General features: G+C 71.6%; 16 protein-coding genes. 8 read left to right on the top strand and 8 right to left on the bottom strand.

Features of this window, described 5'->3' with window-relative positions:
- From AC4FS1_RS02080 to AC4FS1_RS02070, 3 genes are read left to right on the top strand one after another with little or no spacing between them, the layout of a single operon-like run.
- Entirely contained in the window at positions 1-327 is a 327-nt protein-coding gene (locus AC4FS1_RS02080; protein WP_491152221.1) for a lycopene cyclase domain-containing protein, read from the top strand.
- Entirely contained in the window at positions 324-632 is a 309-nt protein-coding gene (locus AC4FS1_RS02075; protein ID WP_491152219.1) for a lycopene cyclase domain-containing protein, read from the top strand. The genes AC4FS1_RS02080 and AC4FS1_RS02075 overlap by 4 nt, the downstream gene beginning before the upstream one ends.
- Positions 629-1,522: a prenyltransferase gene (locus AC4FS1_RS02070; RefSeq protein WP_491152217.1), complete on the top strand. Its 894-nt coding sequence runs from the start codon at positions 629-631 to the stop codon at positions 1,520-1,522. The genes AC4FS1_RS02075 and AC4FS1_RS02070 overlap by 4 nt, the downstream gene beginning before the upstream one ends.
- 94 nt (positions 1,523-1,616) lie before the next feature.
- Here the strand turns inward: AC4FS1_RS02070 and AC4FS1_RS02065 are convergent, their stop codons facing one another.
- Together AC4FS1_RS02065 and AC4FS1_RS02060 are read right to left on the bottom strand one after the other, a co-directional pair.
- Positions 1,617-4,529: a UPF0182 family membrane protein gene (locus tag AC4FS1_RS02065; RefSeq protein ID WP_491152215.1), complete on the bottom strand. Its 2,913-nt coding sequence runs from the start codon at positions 4,527-4,529 to the stop codon at positions 1,617-1,619.
- Positions 4,530-4,612: 83 nt separating this feature from the next.
- Positions 4,613-5,734 (bottom strand): YlbL family protein, encoded by a 1,122-nt coding sequence (locus AC4FS1_RS02060; protein ID WP_491152213.1) that lies wholly within the window; start codon positions 5,732-5,734, stop codon positions 4,613-4,615.
- 126 nt (positions 5,735-5,860) lie between these two features.
- Between AC4FS1_RS02060 and AC4FS1_RS02055 the strand changes: the two genes are divergently transcribed.
- Positions 5,861-7,261, top strand: coding sequence for a zinc-dependent metalloprotease (locus tag AC4FS1_RS02055; RefSeq protein ID WP_491152211.1), 1,401 nt, complete (start codon positions 5,861-5,863; stop codon positions 7,259-7,261).
- 756 nt (positions 7,262-8,017) lie between these two features.
- Here the strand turns inward: AC4FS1_RS02055 and AC4FS1_RS02050 are convergent.
- A complete protein-coding gene (locus AC4FS1_RS02050; protein WP_491152209.1) occupies positions 8,018-9,778 on the bottom strand; it encodes an ATP-dependent helicase in 1,761 nt (586 codons plus the stop codon).
- The gene (gene nudC / locus AC4FS1_RS02045) at positions 9,775-10,680 is read right to left on the bottom strand and encodes an NAD(+) diphosphatase (protein ID WP_491152207.1); all 906 of its coding nucleotides are present in this window, start codon (positions 10,678-10,680) and stop codon (positions 9,775-9,777) included. The genes AC4FS1_RS02050 and nudC overlap by 4 nt, the downstream gene beginning before the upstream one ends.
- A 63-nt stretch (positions 10,681-10,743) precedes the next feature.
- On the opposite strand from nudC, the gene AC4FS1_RS02040 reads away from it, so the two are divergent.
- The gene (locus tag AC4FS1_RS02040) at positions 10,744-12,051 is read left to right on the top strand and encodes a phosphotransferase (protein WP_491152205.1); all 1,308 of its coding nucleotides are present in this window, start codon (positions 10,744-10,746) and stop codon (positions 12,049-12,051) included.
- Here the strand turns inward: AC4FS1_RS02040 and AC4FS1_RS02035 are convergent.
- Complete coding sequence (locus AC4FS1_RS02035; protein ID WP_491155627.1) at positions 12,035-15,307, bottom strand: ATP-dependent helicase; 3,273 nt, start codon at positions 15,305-15,307, stop codon at positions 12,035-12,037. The genes AC4FS1_RS02040 and AC4FS1_RS02035 overlap by 17 nt on opposite strands.
- A 5-nt stretch (positions 15,308-15,312) precedes the next feature.
- Positions 15,313-18,441, bottom strand: coding sequence for an ATP-dependent helicase (locus AC4FS1_RS02030; protein WP_491152203.1), 3,129 nt, complete (start codon positions 18,439-18,441; stop codon positions 15,313-15,315).
- A 128-nt stretch (positions 18,442-18,569) separates the two neighbouring features.
- On the opposite strand from AC4FS1_RS02030, the gene AC4FS1_RS02025 reads away from it, so the two are divergent.
- Positions 18,570-18,794, top strand: coding sequence for a DUF3107 domain-containing protein (locus AC4FS1_RS02025; protein ID WP_491152201.1), 225 nt, complete (start codon positions 18,570-18,572; stop codon positions 18,792-18,794).
- Between the two features lie 4 nt (positions 18,795-18,798).
- Positions 18,799-19,089 carry a hypothetical protein gene (locus tag AC4FS1_RS02020; protein WP_491152199.1) on the top strand — a complete coding sequence of 97 codons (291 nt, stop codon included), beginning with the start codon at positions 18,799-18,801 and terminating at the stop codon, positions 19,087-19,089.
- 121 nt (positions 19,090-19,210) lie between these two features.
- On the opposite strand, the gene AC4FS1_RS02015 is transcribed toward AC4FS1_RS02020, so the two are convergent.
- A complete protein-coding gene (locus AC4FS1_RS02015; protein ID WP_491152197.1) occupies positions 19,211-19,927 on the bottom strand; it encodes a ferritin-like fold-containing protein in 717 nt (238 codons plus the stop codon).
- 150 nt (positions 19,928-20,077) lie between these two features.
- Here AC4FS1_RS02015 and AC4FS1_RS02010 point away from each other — a divergent pair, with 150 nt between their 5' ends.
- Positions 20,078-21,517 (top strand): DEAD/DEAH box helicase, encoded by a 1,440-nt coding sequence (locus tag AC4FS1_RS02010; RefSeq protein WP_491152195.1) that lies wholly within the window; start codon positions 20,078-20,080, stop codon positions 21,515-21,517.
- A 700-nt stretch (positions 21,518-22,217) separates the two neighbouring features.
- Here the strand turns inward: AC4FS1_RS02010 and AC4FS1_RS02005 are convergent.
- Positions 22,218-23,078, bottom strand: coding sequence for a PHP domain-containing protein (locus tag AC4FS1_RS02005; RefSeq protein WP_491152193.1), 861 nt, complete (start codon positions 23,076-23,078; stop codon positions 22,218-22,220).
- Between the last annotated feature and the right edge of the window lie 85 nt (positions 23,079-23,163).

Here is a 23,163-nt window from a genome sequence, read left to right as displayed (position 1 = left end):
GTGCCCGGGCTCTACCTCCTTGCGATCGTCCTCTCCGCCGCCGGCATCCTCGTCCTCGACGTGCGCCTGCGCCTGATCGGCCCGCGGGCGCCCGGCGCGACGGTGGCAGCCGTGGTGATCGGCACCGCCTTCTTCCTGCTGTGGGATGCCGCGGGCATCCTCACCGGTGTCTTCGTCAAGGGGGGAAGCACCCTGCTTCTCGGCGTCGATCTCGCCCCGCACCTGCCGCTGGAAGAACCCGTGTTCCTGGCGTTCCTGTCCTACCTCGCCCTGGTCGCATGGGCGGGAGCCGAGCGGATGCTTCGCCGCCGGGAGGCCCGCGCATGACCTACCCCCTCCTCGTCCTGCCGTTCCTCCTGGTCACCGCGGCCGTCACGGCCCTCTCCGCACGCCGGCCCGGGTTCGGGGCGCGGCTGCGGGCGTCGGCGGTGGGCGCCGTCGCCCTGCTCGCGCTGACGGCCGTGTTCGACAACGTCATGATCGCGCTCGACCTGTTCAGCTACCCGCCCGAGCACCTTTCCGGGCTCCGCATCGGCCAGGCACCCATCGAGGACTTCGCCTATCCGCTGTGCGCCGCCTTCGGCCTCCCCGCGGTGTTCACCCTCCTGCAGCGCACGCCGAAGCCGTCGTGAGCGGCGCGTCACTGCCTACGGGGCGCGTGGTGCGCGACCTCCTGGTGTCCTCACGTCCGGTGAGCTGGATCAACACGGCCTACCCCTTCGCGGCGGCGTACCTGCTCACGGCCCAGAGCATCGACGTCACGCTGCTCATCGGCACCGTCTTCTTCCTCGTGCCGTACAACCTCGCGATGTACGGCATCAACGACGTGTTCGACTACGAATCCGACCTGCGGAACCCACGGAAGGGCGGCGCGCACGGCGCCGTCCTCGACCGGCGGATGCACCGCATCACCCTGTGGGCCGCGGCGGTCACGTGCGTTCCGTTCGTGGCGGCACTGGTCCTCCTGGGCGACCCGCTGTCGTGGCTCGTCCTGGCGGCCAGTCTCTTCTTCGTCGTGTTCTACTCCGCCCCACCGCTGCGGTTGAAGGAGCGGCCCTTCGCCGACTCCGTCACCAGCAGCATCCACTTCTTCTCCCCCGCCGTGTATGGGCTCGTGCTCGCCGGAGCCACGTGGACGGCACAACTCGTCGCGATCGTCGTGGCGTTCGCCCTCTGGGGGGTCGCGTCGCACGCCTTCGGCGCGGTGCAGGATGTCGCCGCCGACCGCGCCGCGGGAATCTCCTCGATCGCGACGGCCCGCGGAGCGCGCTGGACCGTGCGCTTCGCCCTGACGTGCTACGTGCTGGCGGGGCTCACCATGTTCGGAACGGCGTGGCCCGGCCCGCTCGCGGCGCTGCTGGTCGTGCCGTATCTCGTCGTCGTGTGGCCCTACCGCTCGGTCTCCGACGCCACTGCCGACAGCGCCACGGCGGGATGGCGCCGGTTCCTGTGGGTGAACCAGATCGCCGGTTTCGGCGTGACGCTGCTGCTGATCTGGTGGGCGCTCCTCCGCACCCCCTGACCCCGCCGTGAACCGCGAGAACCCATCCCGCCGGCGAGTGCACTGCGTACTGCGGTGCTTTCGCTGCGGAGATGGGTTCTCGCGGCGCGCGAGGTTACTCGCCCGGCTGCGGCTCCTCGAGGGCGAGGAGGCGCTCGACCGCCGCGGTCAGGCGGGCATCGGCCTCACCGAAGGCGGCGAAGTCACCGGCCTGCAGAGCCGCCTGGCGCTCGGTGAGGGCGACGCGCGCCTCTTCGAGCGCGGCCTGATACTCGTCCGCCGGAACCGTCGGGGTCTCGGGCTCCTCGGTGCCGTCGCCGGGCTCGGTCGGAGCCTGGTCCGGGTCTTCGGGGATCACTTCTCCGTCGCCGGTATCAGCGCCCGAATCACCGCCGAAGAGCACGTCCAGCGCTTCGCTGAGGGTGTCTTCGAACGCGATCTGATCGCCGAAGGCGACGAGCACGCGCCGCAGCTGCGGCAGCTGCGTGCCACCGGAGGACTGCACGAACACCGGCTGCACGTACAACAGGCCGCCGCCGACGGGCAGGGTCAGCAGATTGCCGTTGAGCACTTCGGACTGGCCCTGCTGCAGGATGTTGATCTGCGACGACACGGCCGTGTCGGAGTCGAAGGTGTTCTGCACCTGGCCGGGGCCGGGCACGGTGGTCGCGGAGTCGATCACGAGCATGCGCAGCTTGCCGTAGTCCTCCCCCTTCACCCCGGCTTCGGAACCCGCGTTGGAGTCGACCGCGAGATAACCGGTCAGCACGTTCCGGCTGTTGCCCTGCGACGACGGGATGAACGTGGTGAACATGGAGTACGCGGGCGACTCCTGCCCCGGCATCTGCATCGTCAGGTAGTACGGCGGCTGCAGCCGGGTGTCGTCCTGCGGGTCGTCCGGCGTCGCCCACGCGTTGTCGCGCTGGATGAACGAGCGCGCGTCATCGACGTGGTAGACCCCGAGCATCGACCGCTGCACCTTGAAGAGGTCGGTCGGGTAGCGCACGTGCGCCATGAGCTCGGCCGACATCTCGCTGTACGGCTCGAGCGTGGACGGGTACACGTTCTGCCACGCCTGCAGGACCGGATCCTGGTCGTCCCACGCGTACAGCGTCACGCTGCCGTCGTAGGCGTCGACGGTGGCCTTGACCGAGTTGCGGATGTAGTTGATGTCATCCAGCGCATAACGCGGGGCGGGGTTGTTGGTGTCGGCGATGGCCTGCGACAGGCTCACGCCGGACGAGTACGGGTAGTTCGCGCTCGTGGTGTAGGCGTCGATGACCCACTTGATGCGTCCGTCCACGACCGTCGGGTACGGGTCGCTGTCGAGCGTCAGGTACGGCGCCACCTTCTCCACGCGCTCGCGCGGGTTGCGGTCGTAGAGGATCTGCGAGTCATCGTTCACCGCGTCGGAGAAGAGGATCTGCTCGGACTGGAACTTCAGCGCGTAGATGAGACGGTTGAAGACGTTGCCGACGCTCGGGCCCCCGTTGCCGTTGAAGGTCGTGCGCGTGTCGCTGCCCCCGTCGCTGCCGATCGGGTAATCCAGCTCGATGGGCTCGGTCCCCTCGGGGGCGCCGACGATCGAGTACTCGGGCGAGTATTCGCCGAAGTAGACACGCGGCTCGAAGTCGGTCTCCGACAGGAACCCGGTGGAGGGGATCGCCTGCTCGAGGAAGACGGGATCGCCGTCGCTGGTCCGCTCGTTTCCTGCCGCGGCGACGAGGCCGTACCCGTGGGTGTAGACCAGCGACGTGTTCTGCCAGGTCGCCGCGTCCGAGAGCTGGTCCATGTTCAGTTCACGGACCGCCACGATGGTGTCCTGCGACTCGCCGTTGATCTCGTACCGGTCGACGTCGAGGACGTCGGGGAACTGGTAGTAGGCGCGATACTGCTCGAGCTGCCGCACCGTCGGCCCGATGATCGCGGGATCCATGATGCGGATCTGCGCAGTGGTCGCCGCGTCCGCCCGCAACTGACCGGCAGCGGCCGCGGTCTCGGCGGTGAAGTCCTGCTTCTCGAGGTCGTCGACGCCGTACGCCTGCTTGGTCATGTCGATGTTGCGCTGGAAGTACTCGCTTTCCAGCTGCAGCGTGTTCGGGCGCACCTGGAAGGTGTTCACCACCCACGGGTAGCCGACGCCGAGAACGAGCGAGGAGACGACCAGCAGCGCGGTGGCGATGAGCGGGTAGCGCCAGCGACCGATGACCGCGGTGACGAAGAAGAGGATCGCGACGAGGACGGCGATGATCGCCAGGATCGTCTGCCCGGGGATCGTCGCGTTGACGCCGGTGTACCCGGGTCCGGTGATGCGCTCACCCGCCTCCACCAGCGTGCGGTACCGGTCGAGGAACAGGCTCGCACCCTGGACGAGCAGGTACAGCCCGGCGAGGACGGCGAGCTGGATGCGGGCAGCCTTGGAGATGCGCAGCTCACGCTGTCCCACGCGCACCGACCCGTACAGGTACGACACGGCGGCGGTGAGCAGCAGGCAGATCAGGATGACGGCCGAGGCGAAGCCCAGCGCCGCGCTGTAGAACGGCATCGCGAACAGGTAGAAGCCGGTGTCCAGCCCGAACTGCGGATCGGTGGTGTCGGTGGCGACCCCGTTGAACCACAGCCAGGTGGTCTCCCACTGCGCGGAGGCGGCGAAACCGGCAAAGAAGCCGAAGAAGATCGGGATGCCCCACATGGCCAGGCGCCGCAGCGGCTCGACGACCTCCTGGTAGCGGTCCAGTTGCGAGCTGAGGCGCGCGTACACCGGGCGGAGGCGGTAGGCGAGCTGGATGGCGCCCCACACCGGCACTGCCATGGCGAGGAACCCCACCACGAACATCACCACGCGAGCGATCCACTGGGTCGTCAGCACCTGGGTGAAGCCGAGCTGGTTGAACCACATCCAGTCGGCGTAGAGGCTCGCGAACACGAAGAAACCGACCACCAGCGCGGCGATGACCGCAAGGGTGATGGCGATGACGCGTCGGGAACGGTTGGGCGTGGCCGGCTTCGCAGGACTGGTCGTGGTCACTCTGCCATCCTAGGCGGCGAGTTCTGGGGGAACGCCGTGGATGCCGGAACCGTTATGCGTTGCCCCCGATGACGCGTCGTCCGTCAGGAACCGCAGGTGGGCAGGGCGGCGACGTCCCCGTCGGTGCGGATCGCGTCGAGCACGGCCAGCGCGTCATCCAGCTCGCCGACGGCGAAGACCTGCAGGTCGCCCGGAATGTGCCCGACGACCTCCTCGCAGTTCTCCTCGGGCGCGAGGAAGTAGTCTGCCCCGGCCCGCTCGGCGCCGTAGAGCTTCTGGCGGATGCCGCCGATCGGTCCCACCTCGCCCGCGGCGTCGATGGTTCCCGTCCCGGCGATCTGCTCACCACCGGTGAGGTCGCCGGGGGTGAGCACATCGATGATCCCCAGAGCGAACATCATCCCCGCGCTGGGTCCGCCCACGTCATCCAGCTGGATGGTGACATCCACCGGGAACGAATAGTCGGCGATGAGCTGGACGCCCACGAGCCAGGTGGTCTCGCCCTCGACCTCCGCCTCTCGGGGTGTCACCGACACCTCGTCTTCGCGGCCGTCGCGTTCGATGGTCAGGGTCACCGGGTCGCCGCCTCCGGCCACGACGGCGTCACGCACCTGCTGCGCATCGGTGACGTCTTCCCCGCCGACGGCGAGGACGACGTCGCCGGGCTCGAGGATGCCCTCGGCCGCGGAGTCGTCCGTGAGGGAGTGGATCGCGATGCGCGACGCGACGTCGTAGCCGAGTTCCCGCAGGGCGGCGGCCATCGCCTCCTGCTGCGAGTCGGTCATGAGCGCCGCGTTCTCCTCGAGGCGTTGCTCGGTGCTCTGGCCGGGCGGGAAAACGCGGTCCAGCGGGAGCACGGCCCGCGAGGGGTCGAACCAGGCCACAGCCAGTTCGAACCATGACGGGCGTCGCTCGGGATTGCCGACGACCTGCACGGTGAGGAGGTCCAGCGCGCCGTCGGGCGGGTAGGTCTCCACGTCCTCGACCGCGATGAGCGGCACCTCTTCGCCCTCCGCGTTGGTCACCGTGCCCAGGGTGTTGTACACGGGCCCGGGCTGTTGGATGACGTAGGCGGTGGGGAGGAAGGTGAGGACCAGCAGGACGATGAGAGCGATCGAGATCGACCACAGTCCCACGAGCGATGCCCGGCTCCAGCGGCGCCGCTGCGCGGGCACGATCGTCGTGTTCTCGTCGAACAGCGCCACGGGGACCCTTTCTTCGCCTGGTCGTTCGCGACCGGCGTAAGGGACCAGAGGTCAGCCGGGGAGTGCGAGGAGAGCGTCCGACTAGCGTAGATCGCCAGGACTAGACCCGGCTGAAAGGCGGCTGAAGTGGCGGACGAGGATCGGAGCCCCGAGGAGGAGCTCCAGGAGCTGCTGCGTCGGCTGCTCTCGGGAGAGAGCAGTGCACTCGACGCGGAGCAGCTGTCGCGGCTGTCGGGGATGCCCATCGACCCCGCGACGATGCAGACCATGATGCGGCACCTTCAGGGGGCTTTCACCTCGGGTGACGACGGCATCTCGTGGGACCTCACCGAGCGCCAGGCGCTGCACATCGCCAACCAGGGCGACCGCGGCATCACCAGCGGCCAGCGGACCGACCTGGAGTCGGCCTTCAGCCTCGCCGCACTGTGGCTCGGCGAGGCCACGACCATCGCCGATCTCGCCGCCGCCCCTCGCGCGATCACCCGCGGCGCGTGGGTGGAAGCGACCCTGCCGGTGTGGCAGGAACTGGCCGAGCCCGTGGCCACCAGCATCGCGGACGCTCTGACCAACGCGCTGGGTGCGCAAGCGCCGGAGGAGATGCAAGACCTCATCGCCGGCGCCGGACGCCTCATGCGCACCGTCGGCGGCTCTCTGTTCGCCACGCAGCTCGGACACGTCGTCGGCCGTCTTTCGACAGAGGTCCTCAGCGGCGGTGACGTCGGGATCCCGATCATGCCCGCCGGTGACGCGGCCATCCTCCCGCAGAACTTCGCCGACTTCGGTCGTGACCTGGAGATCCCCGACGACCAGCTCGCGCTGTACCTGGCGACACGCGAGCTCGCGCACGCGCGCCTGTTCCGCCACGCCCGGTGGCTGCGCCTGCACGTCATCGCGCAGGTGCGCGATTTCGCCTCCGGCATCCACGTCGACACCGACGCCCTGGAGGATCTCGCCGCGCGCTTCGACCCGTCCCAGCCGGAAGAGCTGCGCCATGCGCTGGAAAGCGGAGCCCTGCTGCCGGCCCGGTCCGAGGAGCAGACGGCCGCTCTCGGCAGGTTGGAGAACCTGCTCGCGACGATCGAGGGATGGGTCGACGTCGTGACGGCGGACGCCACGACGCGCCTGCCCACCGCGGAGCGGATCGCCGAAGCGGTGCGCCGTCGGCGGGCCGTCGGCGGACCCGCGGAGGAAGCGCTGAGTTCGCTGGTGGGGCTGGAGATCCGGCCCCGGCGGATGCGGGAGGCCGCAGCAATGTGGCGTGCCGTCACCGACGCGGTGGGGATCGCCGGCCGGGATGCGCTGTGGGACTACCCCGACCTCATGCCCACCGCAGAAGACATCGACGACCCGGCACGGCTCGTGGCGCGCCTTTCTGCGCAGGCGCGGGGCGAGGCGCCGGAGAGCGACGCGATGGACGACGCCCTCGCGCAGCTTCTGGCCGAGGAGAGCGGCGAGGCTCCCCCGGCTCCCGACGCGGATCCGGACGACCCTGACGAGCCCACCCCGGAGGGACCCCGACCGGTCTGATCCCCTCCTCCCCAGGCCGCCCACGACCCCCTGCGGTCGGCGGGGTGTGGACAGACGGCGCGGCGCGCCCGGCGCGGGGGCAAACTCGGGCCATGCTGCGCCTGAATCCCGCCCACCCGCCGCTGTGGCGCGACGCCACCACCCTGCAGTTCGGAGTGGATGACGTCGCCCGGCTGGAAGACCCGCAACCCTGGGAGGAGCGCCTCCTGGAGGAACTGGCCCGCGGCGTCCCGGAGAACGCGCTTGCGGGGATGCTGACGTCCCGGCGCATCCGCCGCGCGCAAGCCGACGCGTTCTTCGCCGAGCTCCAGCCTGTGCTGCAGCGCACTCCGGAGCCCCCGCGGATCGCGTTGCAGACCACGGACGGGATCGAGACGGCGATCGTGGACGTCGTCGCTGCGGCACTCCGTCGCGCCGGCGCCGAGGTGGGCGTCCTTCCGTGGGCGCCGTTCTCGCGCGTGGCGATCCCCTCCGGATTCACGGCCGTGGTGCTGGCCGCGCACCTCGTCGATCCGCACCGCGCGGCCGCGCTCGTCTCCGACGACGTCCCCCACCTCCCCCTCGTGTTCGAGGGTGCAGGCGCCACGGTGGGGCCCGTCATCGAGCCGGGTGTCACCGCCTGCCTGGCGTGCCACGCCGCTCATGCGCGCGACGCCGACCCGACATGGCCGGTGGTCGCCAGTCAGCTGGTGGGGCGAGCGTGCTCCGTGGATGCCGACCTGGCGGTGGAGGCCGCGCGCGTCGCGGTGCAGTTGATCACCGGGCCGAGGACGACTCCCGCGCGTTCGGTGCGCCTACGCGTGGACGCGCCGAACCGCGTGTGGCGATCCCATCCCCCGCACGAAGACTGTGCGTGCCGATCTCTTGCAGGAACCGCGACGGAGTCCGCGCTGTCCGTCCTCTCCCCCGCGACCAGCTCAGCGAGAGGGTTCGCCCGGCCCGCGTGATCCCCACGTAGGCCAGCCGGCGCTCCTCGTCGACATCATCGAAGGTGGTGGCGTAGGAGATGGGAAGAAGCCCCTCGCTCACCCCGATGAGATGGACGTGGTCCCATTCCAGCCCTTTCGCGGCGTGGAGGGTCGCCAGGGTGACGGTGCGGGTCGCCGGTTCGTGCTGATCCTTCGCTCGCGCGACGAGGTCGTCGGTGAACGCACGCAGGCTCGTGCCGGCGGGTGCGGTCTCCGCCAGTCGCAGGAGAGCCGCGCGCGCCTCCCAGGCATCGCGCAACGCGCCGCCGGCGGGAGGGGGTTCCTCGGCCAGCCCCAGCGAGCGCAGCACATCGCGCACGGTGGTGACGAAGTCGGTCTCCAGGGGGGCGACGGATGCTGCGCGCAGCGCGAGCACGGCCTGCCTCACCTCGGGCTGATCGAAGAAGCGTCGCCCGCCCAGCACCGTGGTGGGGACGCCTGCGGCCCCCAGTGCCGTCAGGAGGACCGCCGACTGTGCGTGCGAGCGGTAGAGCACCGCGATCGCGGATGGTTCGACGCCCCCGGCGATCGCGTCGGCGATGGAGCGGGCCACGGCCGCAGCCTCCGATTCGTCGTCGTCGAAACCGCGCACCACGGGGACGGGGCTCGCGCCCGCCGGCCGCGCGGGCACGAGCTCCAGCGCCCCGGGGCGGCCGCGCATCAGGGAGTTGGCCACATCGAGGACGGGAGCGGCCGACCGGTAGTTCGTCTCCAGCCGAAACACCTGGGCGTCCTCGTGGGTACGCGGGAACTCGAGCAGGTAGCGCGCGTCCGCACCGGCGAACGAGTAGATCGTCTGGCTGGCATCGCCGACCACGCAGAGATCACGGCGATCGCCCAGCCACAGCTGCAACAGCCGGTACTGCAGGGGCGAGACGTCCTGGAACTCGTCGACGGTGAAGTGACGGTACTGCTCCCTGACCTCCTGGGTGACGCGCGGCTCGGCCTCCAGCATCCCCGCGCACGTGAGGAGGACATCCTCGAAGTCCATCTGGCGACGCTCGTCCTTGAGCTTCTCGTAGGCGCGTTGCAGGTCGGCCACCTTCTGCACGTCCAGCCGTCCCACCGCGTGCGGACGGGCCTGCACGTAGGCGTCGATGCTGCGGAGGGTGATCTTCCGCCACTCGATGGCGCTCGCCACGTCACGGAGCGTCGGAGTGTCGGGCGAAAGCCCGAGGCTGTCGGCGGCGTGGGCGAGGAGCTTGACCTTGTTGCTGACGAGCGCCGGCGCCGAATCCCCGGTGAGCGACGGCCAGAAGTAGTTCAGCTGCGCCAGTGCGGCGGCGTGGAAGGTGCGCGCGGCGACCCCCTCGACTCCGAGCGCACGCAGTCGTCCGCGCATCTCACCGGCGGCCTTGGCGGTGAAGGTCACCGCCATCACCCGTCCGGGCGAGTACGCGCCGGTGTCCACGCCGTGCGCGATGCGGTGCGTGATGACGCGCGTCTTACCGGTGCCCGCACCCGCGAGCACGCAGACCGGTCCGCGCAGCGCCGCCGCGGCCGCGCGCTGCTGGTCATCGAGGGCGTCGAGGGGGCCGCGAGCACTCACGGGGCCGCCTCGTACCAGCCGCGGATGAGCCGCGAGGCGATGGATGCCGTGCCGGGCAGCTGGAGAGCGCTCCGGCCCGCGAGCGCCTCACCGATCTCCGCGCGGGTGAACCATCGCACGGCGACGATCTCCTCACCGTCGGCGAGGGCGACCTCCCCTGCCGGAGCCTCTGCGGTGAAGCCGAGCATGAGGGACCGGGGGTAGGGCCAGCCCTGTGACCCCTGGTACCGGAGGTTCCGCACCGTCACACCGGCCTCTTCGTGCACCTCGCGCACCACGGCGTCTTCCAGCGACTCCCCCGCCTCGGCGAAACCCGCGAAACACGAGTAGCGCTCCGCGCCCCACAGGGCGTTGGAACCCAGCAGCAGCACGTCGGGGTCGTCCTCCCGCGTGACGGCGACGATCACGGCGGGGTCGGTGCGGGGGAAGTGCTCGCGCCCGCAGTTCGGGCAGTGCCGTGCCCATCCCGCGTGGCGCAGCTCGGTGCGCGCGCCGCACGCCGGGCAATGGGGCGCGTCCACCAGCCAGCGCCCGAGCGCCACCGCGGTGACGAGGAGGCCCGCGTCGTCGACGGGCAGGTCGCCGCCGATGACCCGCAGGACGCCCCATCCCCCCGGCGCTGCGACGGGATCGTCTCGGTCGGGAGCGAAGGAGGCTGCGAGCACGGCCGCGCCGTCGGGGCGACGACCGAGGAACGCCCACAGCGCGTCATCGGGCACGTCCGCCACGCGCGCGGGCGCGAGGCCACCGTCGGCGGCGAGCGGCGTGGCATCGCCGCGGACCACCAGGACGACGGTTGCCGCATCGGCGAGGGCTCGGCCGATCAGGTCGTCCGCCATGCGCTCGGTGGGTGATCGGTCCACCGGGCCGATGCGGGCGGGAGTCGTGACGGGAACCGTCATCGAGTACCTCTCTCACAGGCGTGGCGCGGGGGCGGGACGGCGGGCCCGGCCTAGCCTGGGCGCATGGCACGCTCACCTCTCACTCTAGCCGCGTCGGCGACGGCCGCCCTCCCGCGGATCGGCGTGGTCGGGGTGGGCGCTCTCACCGAGGGAGGCGCCGGCAGATTCGATGCGGCCCTGGTGCGTTTGGACGACGGCCGCGAGGCGGTCGTCCGGATGCCCGCGACCGAAGACTCCGCCGCCGACCTCGCCGCCGAGTCGCGGGCGCTGGTCGCGCTCACCCCCGGCGTGCGGGCGCTGCTGCCCTTCCAGGCCCCCGAGGTTCTCGGCGAGTCCGGTTCGGGCGTCGCACGCGTGCTGGTGGTCGACCACCTTCCCGGGTACCGCGTCGACCCCACCCACGTCCCGAAGGGTCGCGGCGTCGCGACCGCCATCGGCGCGGCTCTCGCCGCCGTCCACGCTCTGCCCCCGTCCATCGTGCGCACCGACGGGCTCCCCGTGCGCACCCCTGACCAGGTGCGCGATGACGTCACCCGCCTGCTGGATCGCGTGGAGGCCACCCGCCGCGCGCCCGACATCCTCATCGACCGGTGGCGGCAGGCCGCAGAGACCGACGAGCTCTGGCGGTTCGACTCCGCGGTCATCTTCGGGGGTGCCTCATCCTCGACGTTCCTCCTCACCGACGACGGCGACGACATCCGCGTCGCCGGTGCGCTCGAGTGGGGCGGGCTCAGCGTGGGCGACCCCGCGACCGACCTGCGGTGGCTGGCTTCGGCACCCGAGGCCGCCGAAGACGTCCTCGCCGGCTACGCGGCCGACGCGAGCAGGGCGCCCGACGGCCTGCTGCGGGAACGCGCGCGTCTGTACGCCGAGCTGGAATTCGCCCGCTGGCTGGTCCACGGGTTCGAGAACGGTGACACCGTCGTCGTGGACGACGCCGTGGCGCTCCTGGACGCCCTGGCCGACGGAGTGCGCGGCGACAGGATCGTGCCGGATGCGCCGGTGAATCTGGATGCGGCGCTGGCCTTCGTCGAGCGGATGCCGGAACCCGGTGCCGCCCCCGTGGACACCTCCATGCAGACCGACACGTACGACCCGGAGATGCTGTCGCTGTTCCTCGCGACCGAACGCGACCGCGAGGACGCGAAGGCGGATGCCCCCGACTTCGGACTCGACGGACTCCGGTCGCCCGAAGACACGTCCACGGCCCCCATCGACATCGCCGGCTGGCAGGAACGCGCGCCCGAGCCCGCTTCCGCGGGCGAGGACTCCGACGGGCCCGAACTCGAGGACGAAGCCGAGCGCGCCTCGCGCGCGGCGCTGCGCTGGTGGGGTCGGGGCGACGAGCCCCGCATCAGTTCCGGAGCGTGATTTCGTCGGCGACGTAGAACAACACCACGTCGATCTGCTCGCGCGGCACACCGTGCCGGACGGCGTACGCCTCCCGGTACAGTTCCAGCTGCAGCATCCGCTCGCGGCGCTCGGCCGCGGTGGCGGGCGGGCGTCCCGTCTTCCAGTCGACGATCTCGATGCGCTCGCCCCGGCGGTAGACGGCGTCGAGCTTGCAGATGACGATGTGCGGACGCCCGTCGAGGTCGGTCGCGACATAGTCGATCTCGGTCTCGACCTCCAGCGGCCGAAGGCGCGCCCACTCCGACCGCTCGAAGTTCCCCTGCAGGCGGGAGAGGTCGGCCGCATCCGCCGGTGAGGCGTCGGCATGCTCGTCGTCGTCCCACAGCGCGTCGTCCAGGCCGGTCCCCGCGCCCACGAGTCCTGAGCGCTGCTCGACCCACGCGTGGAACAACGTGCCCAGGCGTGTCTGGCGGTAGGGGCGCTCGGGCAGCGGGCGGTCGAGGGCTTCGACGGCGCCGGCGTAGTCGGCGACGAACTCCTTGTACCGGGAGGCGGGGATCCGCACGGGTGCGGCACGGGTGACGGGCGTCATGCGCGCGGCCCGCTCGGCGAGGAGCAGCTCCGTTTCCGTCTCCGGGGCGGGCAGGGGGGCCGAACGGGCGCGCTCGACCTCGGCGGCGGCGCCGGCCACCGCGGGACGCCGCGCACCGAGGGGATCCATCGGCCAGTGCAGCAGGCGCCGCTCCGCGCCGTACGGGTTCTCGCCGGGGTCTTCCGCGGGGAGCTCGATCCCGAGCGCGGCGGCCGCCTCGGTGAGGAACGTGCTGCGCGTCCGGGGCCGCTTGGTGCCCGCCCAGCTCGATCCGCTGAGGAACAGGTGATCGCGCGCGCGGGTGATGGCGACGTACGCCAGGCGGCGGTCTTCCTCGAGCTGGCGCCCGCGATTGGCGGCCACGTAGGCGTCGATCCGTGCCTTGAGCTCCTGTGAGGTGGCCGCCGATCGCCAGGCCAGGTGCGGGAGCCACGGCGCATCGCCCCGGAACTCCGTCGGGAGCACCCCGAACCCGAGCCACCCCGCCGTGTCGCGGGGAAGGGAGGGGAGCTCGTCGGTGACCAGGCGCACGACGGCCACCGCATCCCACTCCAGGCCCTTCGACCCGTGAATGGTGAGCAGCTGCACGACGTCGTCTTCGGGCGGCTCGGTGCGCGGGGCGAACTCGTCGAGTTTCTCGGCGTGGTCGAGCCACGCAAGCAGGCTCGACACCGACCCCGACTCGTCCGCGGCGAGGAATCCGGAGATCTCGTCCACGAAGGCGCGCAGCTGCGCGGAGGCGATGCGGGCCGGCCCGCGCGACTCGTTCGCCGCCAGTTCGACGTCGAGGCGCAGTTCGAGTTCGATCAGGCGGATGAGCTCGGGGATGGGGGCACCGATCGCGCGGCGGAGACCGGCCAAGACGGCACCCGCCTCGCGGAGACGCTCGCGCGCGGACGGGGTGAAGTCGGCGAGCCACCCATGGGTGTCGCTCTGCCGGGCGACGAAGTCGAGGGCGTCGATCAGCGACGCGCGGTCAGCTCCCGGGATGGCCCGAAGCCGCTCGGTGACCGCCGCATCCAGCGGCTGCAGGGCCGCGTCGTGCGTGGCGAGGCGCCGGGCAAGAAGTGCCAGCCGGCGGAGGTCGGCCAGTCCGATCGCCCACCGCGGCCCGGACAGCAGCCGCAGCAGAGCCGAACCGGCGTCGGGATCGGCGAGAACGCGGAGCGCGGCGACCACGTCGACGACCTCGGGCGTGGTCAGCAGTCCTCCGAGACCGAGGATGCGGTGCGGCACCCCCCGACGCCCGAGCGCGTCGCCGAAGCGCACCATGTGCTTCTTGCTGCGGAAGAGGATGGCCCCCGTCGTCCCCTTCCCGTTCACCGCACGCGCGGCGCGGACACCGACGAACCACTCCGCCACGCGATCGGTCTCCGCATCCAGATCGCGCTCGAACGCGGTCGTGATCTCCCCCACCGGAGCGCCCGGCCGGGCTTGCAAGGCGCCCACCTGCACGGCGCCGCCGGCCGCCAAGGGCTCGAGGACCGCGTTGGCGGCATCCAGAACACGGGCGCTGTTCCGCCAGCTGGTGAGCAGCGCGAAGCGGAGGCACTCCGCATCCGCGGCGAAGGCCGCCGGAAAACCGGCGAGATTGCCTGCGCTGGCCCCGCGCCAGCCGTAGATCGCCTGGTGCGGGTCCCCGACCGCCATCACGCCGGTACCGGCGAACAGGGCGGCGAGCAGATCGGTCTGCACCACCGAGGTGTCTTGATACTCATCCAGCAGCACGACGCGGTAGCGGCCACGCACCTCATCGACGACCGCCGGATGCCCGCGCACGATCTGCAGCGCGCCGGCGACCTGGTCGGCGAAGTCCATGACGCCCAGTCGCTGCTTCTCGCGGGCGTACTCGGCGGCGAGCGCGGCGAGCAGCGAGAGCGCGTTCACCTTGCGTTCGGCCTTGACCACCGGCGCGTAGGGGCCGGTCTGGCGGGAGGTCTCCGACGGCAGCTCGAGGACGTCGGCGAACCGCTCGGGGAAGGCGGCGAGCCGGTCCAGGTCGACGAGGTTGTCGACGCCGTCACGGGCGATGCGCAGCGCCGCGTCGATGATCGTCCGCGGCGCCTCGGTGCGTTCCTCCAGCCGCGGATCGTCGGAGGTGAACACCACTCGGCGCATCAGCAGCCACGCGGCGGACTCGGAGAGGATCGCCGATTCAGCGTCCCGGCCGATCCGCACCCCATGCTCGCGCACGAGGGCGTCGGCGAAGCTGTTGTACGTGGCCACGGTGGGGCGGTGGAGCATCTCGTCGCCGTCGACGTCGGCGGCCGACGCGCCGGATCGGAGGGCGAGTTCGTCGAGAATCGCCCCGCGGTCCGCGTCCGCGCGCGCACCCTCGCCGAGGTCGGCGAGCCGGTCGAGCTCGCCGGCGGCGTGCAAGCCCGGCAGCATCGGCAGAAGGCCCCGCCGCTCGAATTCGCTCAGCCGGGCGAGGCGGCGGGAGATCCGTTCGGCAAGCTCTCCGGCCGCCTTGCGCGTGAAGGTCAACCCCAGCACCTCGTCGCGGCGCACGATCCCGTTGGCCACGAGCCACACGACGCGGCCGGCCATGGTCTCGGTCTTGCCGCTTCCGGCGCCGGCCACGACGAGAGCGGGCTGCAGGGGCGCTTCGATGACGGCAGCCTGCTCGGGCGTGGGTGCGAACTGGCCGAGGGCGGCCGCGATGGTGGCGGCCGAGAGCATCCCGCTCACGACGCGCTCACCGCCGCGATCGTGTGGATGCGGCAGACGCCGTAGGAGTACTCGTCACGGCAGTGCTCCTCGTAGGCGGCCGCGAAGCTCGTCCCCCGCATCACCGTGACCGCTTCCCCGACCCGGGCGACGAACGCGGCCCGCTGCTCCTCGTCGAAGGGCGCCTGGGTGGGCGTGACGTAATCGGCCGATGCCGCCGTGGGCCGGAGGACGAGCAGTTTGGCGCCGCCGGACGGCATTCCCGCGACCGCCTCGATCGCCCCGGACGCGTGGGCGAGCTGATAGGCCGCGAGCTGCGGGTTGTCGGCGACCTTCGCGTCGGTCTGGGGTTCGTTCTTGCCGGTCTTGAGATCGACGATCACCACCGAGCCGTCGGGCGCCACCTCGACCCGGTCGATGTCACCGCTGAGCACGGCGCCGTGTGCGGCGGCGTCCTCGAGCGCAATCGGCACCTCGAAGTGCCGCTCCGCTCCGAGGAGGCTTCCCCCCGAGGCGTCGAACCGCCTGAGGTAGACCGCCAGGCGGCGCACCAGGTCGCGCGCTCTCGTCCGCTCGGCCCGCTCCCGCCACGCCGCCTCGAACTCCAGCTCACCCCAGCGCGATTCGACCGCGGCCCAGAGGGACTCCTCGTCGGCGGATTCCGCCGTCTCCAGCGCGGCATGGAGCACGGTTCCGATCCCCGCCGTCATCCCCTGGCGGTCACCGCCGAGGTCGGTGATGACCCAGTCCAGTTGGCACTCCTCCAGCGCGTGCAGCCGCGACGGCGACACGCGCACGGGCTCCTGGTCGAGGTCGCGCAGCGGGGCGGTCGAGGTGGGCGGCAGCATCCCGTACCAGGTCGCGGGGTCGGCGCCGGCGACACCGGCCGCGGCGAGGACCGCGAGCTGACCGGCGGCCGCCTGGCGCTGGGCGAGCGGCGAGCGGGCGCTCGTGAGCGTGCGGCGGTGCAGCGCAACCATCCCCCGCAGCGACAGCGGGTGCTCGGCCAGCGCTCCGGCGGGTTCGGGGGCGGGCAGCAGCTCGAAGAACACGCTCGGTCCTTGATCGTCGTCATCGACGGCGGTCACCACCAGGCGAGCCTGCGCGCGGGAGACCGCCCGGGCGAACAGCCTCAGCTCGTCGTGCATCGCCTGACGGCGCCGGTCCAGGATGCCCGCGGCCGGCGCATCCGGGTTCCGCACGGCGTCGGCGAGCCGCCAGGTTTCCAGGAGACCGCCGCGCACGCGGGTGTTGGGCCAGACGCCGTCCTGCACCCCGGCGATGATCACGGTGTCGAAGGATCGTGCAGCCGCGGCAGCCGGAGTGAGCACGTGCACCGCGTCGGCGCGCTCGACATCGTCGAGCCGGTCTTCGGCGACGTCGCTGTCGCGGACGGCGCGGACGAAGGTGGCGGCCGGCTCTCCCGGCGATCGCTCACCGAAACGCTTCGCCGCCTGGAAGAGCGCCACCATGGCGTCGAGGTCGCGGGAGGCCTGGTCGGCCACCGGTCCGCTTCCCCGCGCCGCCTCTCGCCAGGAACGCTGCAGGCCGCTGCGCTCCCACACGGTCCACAGCAATTCGTGCGCGGTGGCATGATCGGCAGCTTGGGCGCGCAGTGCCGCGAGCGTGAGTCCGAATCGTGCCGCGCGACGGGCCTCGCGGGTGTCGAGCGCCTCGAGCTCCAGAGGATGCCGAACGCCCGAGGCGAGCAGGTCGGCGGCGGTGCGCTCACCCCCCGCCGCCAGCTCGGCCGAGCGCAGCAGCATCCGGAGCCGGCGAAGTTCGATCGGGTCGAGCCCCCCGAACACGCCGAGAAGCGCGTCGGTGACCTGCGGCGGTGTCCACTCGTCGGGGTGCTGCACGGCGAGTTCCACCAGGGCGAGCAGGTCACGGACGGGACGCTGCATCCCGAGGGGGCGCCCGGGACCGCTCGCCCGGGCCGGCACGTCGCGGGCGGCGAGTTCCGTCTCGATCGTCGCGACCTGGCGCGAGTCATGGGCGATGACGGCGCATTCCCGCCACGCCACGCCGTCCAGCACGTGCCGCTCGCGGAGGATCCGCGCCACGGCGTCCAGCTCTTCCGCCGGTGAGCGCAGGTGATAGGTCCGCACCGACCCGTCGGGCTGCGCGCCTCCGACGGCCCGCCGGTGGGCGACGACGCCGGCCGCACCGATCCGGGCCGTCACCGACCGCACGAGGTCGACCTGCAGGGCGGTGCCGCGGTGCACCGTGGGGAGCACCTCCGTCCGGCCGAGTATCTGCGCCAGCCGCGCGAAGTTCTCCGGCGTGGCACCCCGGAAGGCGCCCGACCCGACGTCGGGATCGCCCCACGCGACGACGCCGATTCCGCGCGCCGCGCACGCCTCCAGCAGCTCCACTCCGCCGGCGGTCAACTCCTGAGCGTCGTCGACGAGGATGCAGCGCAACCCCGCGAAGCGCCCCAGCATCCCCGCCCCGGCCTCGGCCGACCGGACGATGCCGATCGCCTCGCGGACGAGACCCGCCGCGTCGCGGTACGCGCCCCGCATGTCGGAACGCACACGGTGATACTCCCGCGCGAAGGACGCCAGCGCCCGCCACACCGGCACCTCGGCCCGGTCGGACAGCGCCTCGAGGTCGACCGGGCGGACCCCGAGCGTCGTGCATTCGGCCAGGAAGGCGCGCACGTCGCTGCGGAACCCCTTGGTCGCGCGGATGCCGGCGCCGAGGTCTTCCGGCCAGCGCCGGAATCCCCCCGCCTCATCCTCGGCGTCGCCGGAGAGGAGGTCCTGGATGATCTGGTCTTCGTCGCGCCCGGTGAGCAGCTGCGGCGGCTCCCCGCCCGCGTGCACTTCGGCGCCGCGCACGAGGTGGTAGGCGAAGGAGGCGACCGATCGGGCGACGGGTCCGGCGGTCGCGCGACCGATGGCCAGCCCGAGCGGATCACGGAGCGCCGTTGCACTCGGTCGGGTGGGGGTGAGGACGAGGAGGTCGTCGGGGTCGACTCCGGCGGCCACGAGCGCACGCACGCGGGCGACGAGCGACGCGGTCTTGCCGGCACCGGGTGCGCCGACGACGACCGCCGAGGCGTCGGCAGGAAGGGCGGCCACACAACGCTGCGCGTCATCGAGAGCTGCGTCCGCGACGAACGTGTCCCCCGAAACCATGCCGGCTACGCTACCGCCGGTTTCCGACATCGTTCGCCCAGAGCGTTGCGTCCGCGAGCGGGGAGCCGAAGCGGCTGCCGTAGAGTTTTTCGTGGTGCCGGATCAACCCCGGCAGGAAGGCAGTGACCGTGGAGATCCGCATCGGAATTGCGAACACCGGCCGAGAGCTCACGTTCGAGACCTCGGAGTCGTCGGAAACCGTCAAGAAGGCCGTAGCCGACGCACTGGACGCTTCCGCCACGCACGTGACCTTCACCGACAGCAAGGGCAACGCCTACATCGTGCCCACCGCGGGCCTCGCCTTCGTCGAGATCGGCACGGAGGACGCCCGACGCGTCGGCTTCGTGGCCTGATCCCATGCAGCTTCTCCTCGGGATCCTGATCGGGGCCGTGATCGGCGTCGCCGTCCACTTCGGGCTGCCGCAGCGCAACACCCGGGGAGCAGGGCTCGCCCCCCTCCTCGGGGCGGCCGTCGGGGCGGTCTCCTGGACCGCCTTGACCTGGGCGGGCCTCGGCGTGGACAACCCGCTGCTCTGGCTCTCCGCGATCGTGCTTCCCGCCGTCGTCACGATCCCGGTGATCGCCTGGCTGAGTGCGTCACGCTCCCGCGCGGATGCCGCCGCGCGGGAACGGCTGAGCGCGCGCTGACCCGCGGAGGGCGCCTGCCGCGCGAGCTGACCCGGGAAGGGCGCGCGCCTGCCGCGCGAGCCGCGGCGGGCGCCTGCTTGCGGGCGGAGCGGATCACCTGGTGCACCGATGTGCGGGTTTCTCAGGCGGCGAGACCCATCGCGTCCATGCGCCGGGCGTGGCCGCCCATGAGAGCGGTGAACACCGGCTCCACGCGGGCTTGATCGGCTTCGTCGAGCGTCCGGGTGCGCAGGGCGGCGCGAGCCACGAGCAGCGTGTCGCCGACGAGCCGCCGGCCCCAGAGGGCGAGCAGCGAGCCCCACTCCGGGTCGCTGGCGATCGTCTCCACCGTGATCTCGACGATCGCGTGGCGGTCGTCATCGGCCTGCAGGATGCGCGCAACTCGTCGCCCGGTGTCGCCGTAGCTCGCCGACAGGGCCAGGTAGAAGTCATCCAGCATGCCGGCGGTGATGTGCACCGACAGCATCGTCTCCTGCGGGCGCACGCCGTGCGTCGCCCTCCGGAAGGCGTCGAGCTGCTCTCGGAAGGGGAGCATCAGGGCGGTGGGGTCGTCGCCGCGGTCGCGGATGAGCGCGACGAGCTCCTCGTGCTTGCGCAGCGCCGCACCGGCGGCACGCGACAGCGACTCTTTCTGCGCGAGTTCCGGGGTGGAGGCGATCAATTCGCTCAGGGTCTCGAAGAACCCCAGCTGGAGGTAGGCCGCCTGACCCAGGTAGGTATCGACGTCCGGTGCGAGCTCTTCGAAATCCACCCGCGTGGCGTCTCCCGCATCCCCGCGCGAGCGCAGCGTGAGGGCGCGCCCCTCGGGCCTGGCGCGGCGACGGAACCACTCGAACACGGGGTACAGCCTAGGCGCGAGCGGGGGATGGGCGCGGGACCGGTATCCTGGAAGGGCCCCGACATCGGATCGGGGCCCCGCGCCTGTGGCTGAAGAGGGCGTGGACCTTCGACACCAAGGCGGGTCTCCCCCGCCGGACAGGCATTCATCGTGACGACCTTCGCCGAGCTCGGCGTGGACCAGGACATTGTCGACGCTCTCGCGTCGAAGGGCATCGTGGATGCCTTCCCCATCCAGGAGCAGACCATCCCGCTCGGCCTCCCCGGCCAAGACATCATCGGCCAGGCCAAGACCGGTACCGGCAAGACGTTCGGTTTCGGCATCCCCGTCGTCCAGCGTCTGGGCCTCAACCCCGAGCACGGGGTGAAGGCGCTCATCGTCGTCCCCACGCGCGAACTCGCCGTGCAGGTGTACGAAGACATCGACATGCTGACCAAGAACCGCTCGACCAGCGTCGTGGCGATTTACGGCGGCAAGGCCTACGAGGGTCAGATCGAGCAGCTGAAGGCCGGCGCGCAGATCGTGGTCGGCACCCCCGGCCGCCTCATCGACCTGGCCAACCAGCGTCTGCTCGACCTCTCGAACGCGACCGAGGTCGTGCTGGACGAGGCCGACAAGATGCTCGACCTCGGATTCCTCCCCGACATCGAGAAGATCTTCACGAAGCTTCCCGCCGTCCGGCACACGCAGCTGTTCTCGGCGACCATGCCGGGCCTCATCGTCACCCTGGCGCGCCGGTTCATGTCGAACCCGATCCACATCCGGGCGACCGACCCGGATGAGGGCCTCACGCAGGCGAACATCGAGCACCTGGTCTACCGCGCGCACTCGCTGGACAAGGAAGAGGTCATCGCCCGCATCCTGCAGGCCGAGGGTCGTGGCAAGACGGTCATCTTCACGCGGACCAAGCGCGCCGCCCAGAAGCTCGTCGACGAGCTCGGCGACCGCGGGTTCAACGCCGCCGCCGTCCACGGCGACATGAGCCAGGAGGCGCGCGAGCGCTCGATGGCGTCGTTCAAGGCCGGCAAGCGCGACGTCCTGATCGCGACCGACGTCGCCGCGCGCGGCATCGACGTCGACGACGTCACCCATGTCATCAATCACACGATCCCGGACGACGAGAAGGCGTACCTGCACCGCGTCGGCCGTACCGGCCGCGCCGGCAAGACCGGCATCGCCGTGACCTTCGTCGACTGGGATGACCTGCACAAATGGGCGCTGATCAACCGTGCGCTCGAGTTCGGTCAGCCGGACCCCGTCGAGACCTATTCCTCGAGCCCCCACCTGTACTCCGATCTGGGGATCCCGACCGGTACCAAGGGACGGCTCGTCACCGCCCCCAGGGCCAGCGTCGAGAAGAAGCCGGCCGACAAGCCTGCCGCTGACGAGTCCGCGGATGCCACGCGCCGGCGTCGTCGGCGGCGCACCGGCGAAGAGGGCGCTTCCGCGGAGTCGGGCGAGCGTGCGCCGCAGGGCGCAGGCACCCACGACGGCGGCGGCACGGAACACCACGACGGCAACTCGGCGCCGCGCCGGCGTCGCCGTCGCCGGGGCGGCTCACGCGCCGACGGCGCCGCTCCCGCGGCCTGATGCTCGCCGCTCAGGCCGCCTGACGCTCGCCGCTCGGGCCGCCTGACGCTCGCCGCTCGGCCGCCTGACGCTTGCCGCTCGGCCGCCCTGACGCTCGCCGCTCGGCCGCCTGGCGCTCCACCGTTCCGGTGCGGCGTCCGTGCCGCGTGCCGTTCGGGAGGAGATGCGCACTCGGGAGGACGCATCCGCCCCATCGCCCCTCCCCAACGCACATCTCCTCCCCACACGCCCGCGGAACGTCTCCTCCTCCGCCGCCAGGCCGGTATCACCCGCCGTCGCACGTGCGCCTCGGGAGGAGATGCGCACTCGGGAGGACGCATCCCCCCAATCGCCCCTCCCCAACGCACATCCCCTCCCGACACGCCCGCGGAACGTCTCCCCCGCGCCGCCAAGCCCGTAACACCCACCGCCGCACGCGCACTTGGGGAGGGGATGCGCATTCGGGAGGACGCATCCGCCCTAATCGCCCCTCCCCAACGCACATCTCCTCCCCACACGCCCGCGGAACGTCTCCTCCCCCGCCGCCAGGCCGGCCTCACCCGCCGCTCGCACGCGCACTTGGGGAGGAGATGCGCACTCGGGAGGACGCATCCGCCCGAAACGCCCTCCCCAACGCACATCTCCTCCCCATCGGCCCAGCGGAGAGTCTCGGCAACAGGGTTGCCACGCCACAGCCCGGCGCCGCCGGGGCGTCGCGCCGCTAAGGGAAGACGGGCGCGGTGCCGGAGCCGGCAGCCAGGATGCGGGCCACCATGTCGTCGGATGTCGTGTTCTCGCCCGGCACGTTGGGTTTGCCGAGCCCGTGATAGTCGCTGGAGCCGGTGAGGATGAGGTCACGCTCGGCAGCGATGCGGCGCAGCGTCCGCCTCCCCGACTCCAGATTCTCCCGATGGCCGATCTCGAACCCGGCGAGCCCGGCAGCAAGCATCTCCGACAGCAGCGGCATGGGCAGCAGCCCCGCGCGGCCAGCGGGGTGGGCGATGATCGGCACGCCTCCGGCTCCGACGATGAGCTGCACGGCGGTCACCGGATCTGGCGCGTACAGCGCCACGTAGTAGTCGCCGCCCGGGCTCAGGATGCCGTCGAACGCCTCCGCGCGGTCACGCACGACCCCTCGCGCGACGAGCGCGTCCGCAATGTGCGGCCGCCCCACGGTGGCTCCGTCGATGGTCTGCGCGACGATGTCATCCCACCCCAGGTCGTAATCGCGGGAGATGCGGTCGGCCATGACCCGCGCGCGGTCGAGACGCGACGAGCGGATGCGGTCTGTCATGGCACGCAACGCCGCCTCATCGGGATCCACCAGGTAAGCGAGCAGATGGACGCTGCGCCACTGATGGCGCGCGGACAGTTCCATCCCCGGGATGAACGTCATACCGAGCGAGGTCGCCGCATCGGCGGCCTCTGCCCACCCGGACGTCGTGTCGTGGTCGGTCAGCGCGGCCGTGCGCAGGCCGTGCCGGTGCGCCGCGGCCATCACCAGCGCGGGGGCCTCCGTGCCGTCGGAGTGCGTCGAGTGCAGGTGGAGGTCGCTGGGACCACTGAACCGGGGCGTCTGCACCCTCCGAGCGTATCGCGGCCCCGAGACGCCCCCGATGCCGCGAACCTGGCGCTCGGGAGTGTCGCACGCGCGCATCTCCCAGCAT

This window comes from Microbacterium sp. Z12_35 (assembly GCF_058310475.1).
This window is presented reverse-complemented; position numbering and strand designations above follow the sequence as displayed.

Excerpts from the sequence above, each read along its gene's own strand:
- AC4FS1_RS02075 (WP_491152219.1), top strand. The coding sequence starts at position 324 with ATGACCTACCCCCTCCTCGTCCTGCCGTTCCTCCTGGTCACCGCGGCC.
- nudC (WP_491152207.1), bottom strand. The coding sequence starts at position 10,680 with ATGACGGTTCCCGTCACGACTCCCGCCCGCATCGGCCCGGTGGACCGA.
- AC4FS1_RS02040 (WP_491152205.1), top strand. The coding sequence starts at position 10,744 with ATGGCACGCTCACCTCTCACTCTAGCCGCGTCGGCGACGGCCGCCCTC.
- AC4FS1_RS02035 (WP_491155627.1), bottom strand. The coding sequence starts at position 15,307 with ATGCTCTCGGCCGCCACCATCGCGGCCGCCCTCGGCCAGTTCGCACCC.
- AC4FS1_RS02030 (WP_491152203.1), bottom strand. The coding sequence starts at position 18,441 with ATGGTTTCGGGGGACACGTTCGTCGCGGACGCAGCTCTCGATGACGCG.
- AC4FS1_RS02020 (WP_491152199.1), top strand. The coding sequence starts at position 18,799 with ATGCAGCTTCTCCTCGGGATCCTGATCGGGGCCGTGATCGGCGTCGCC.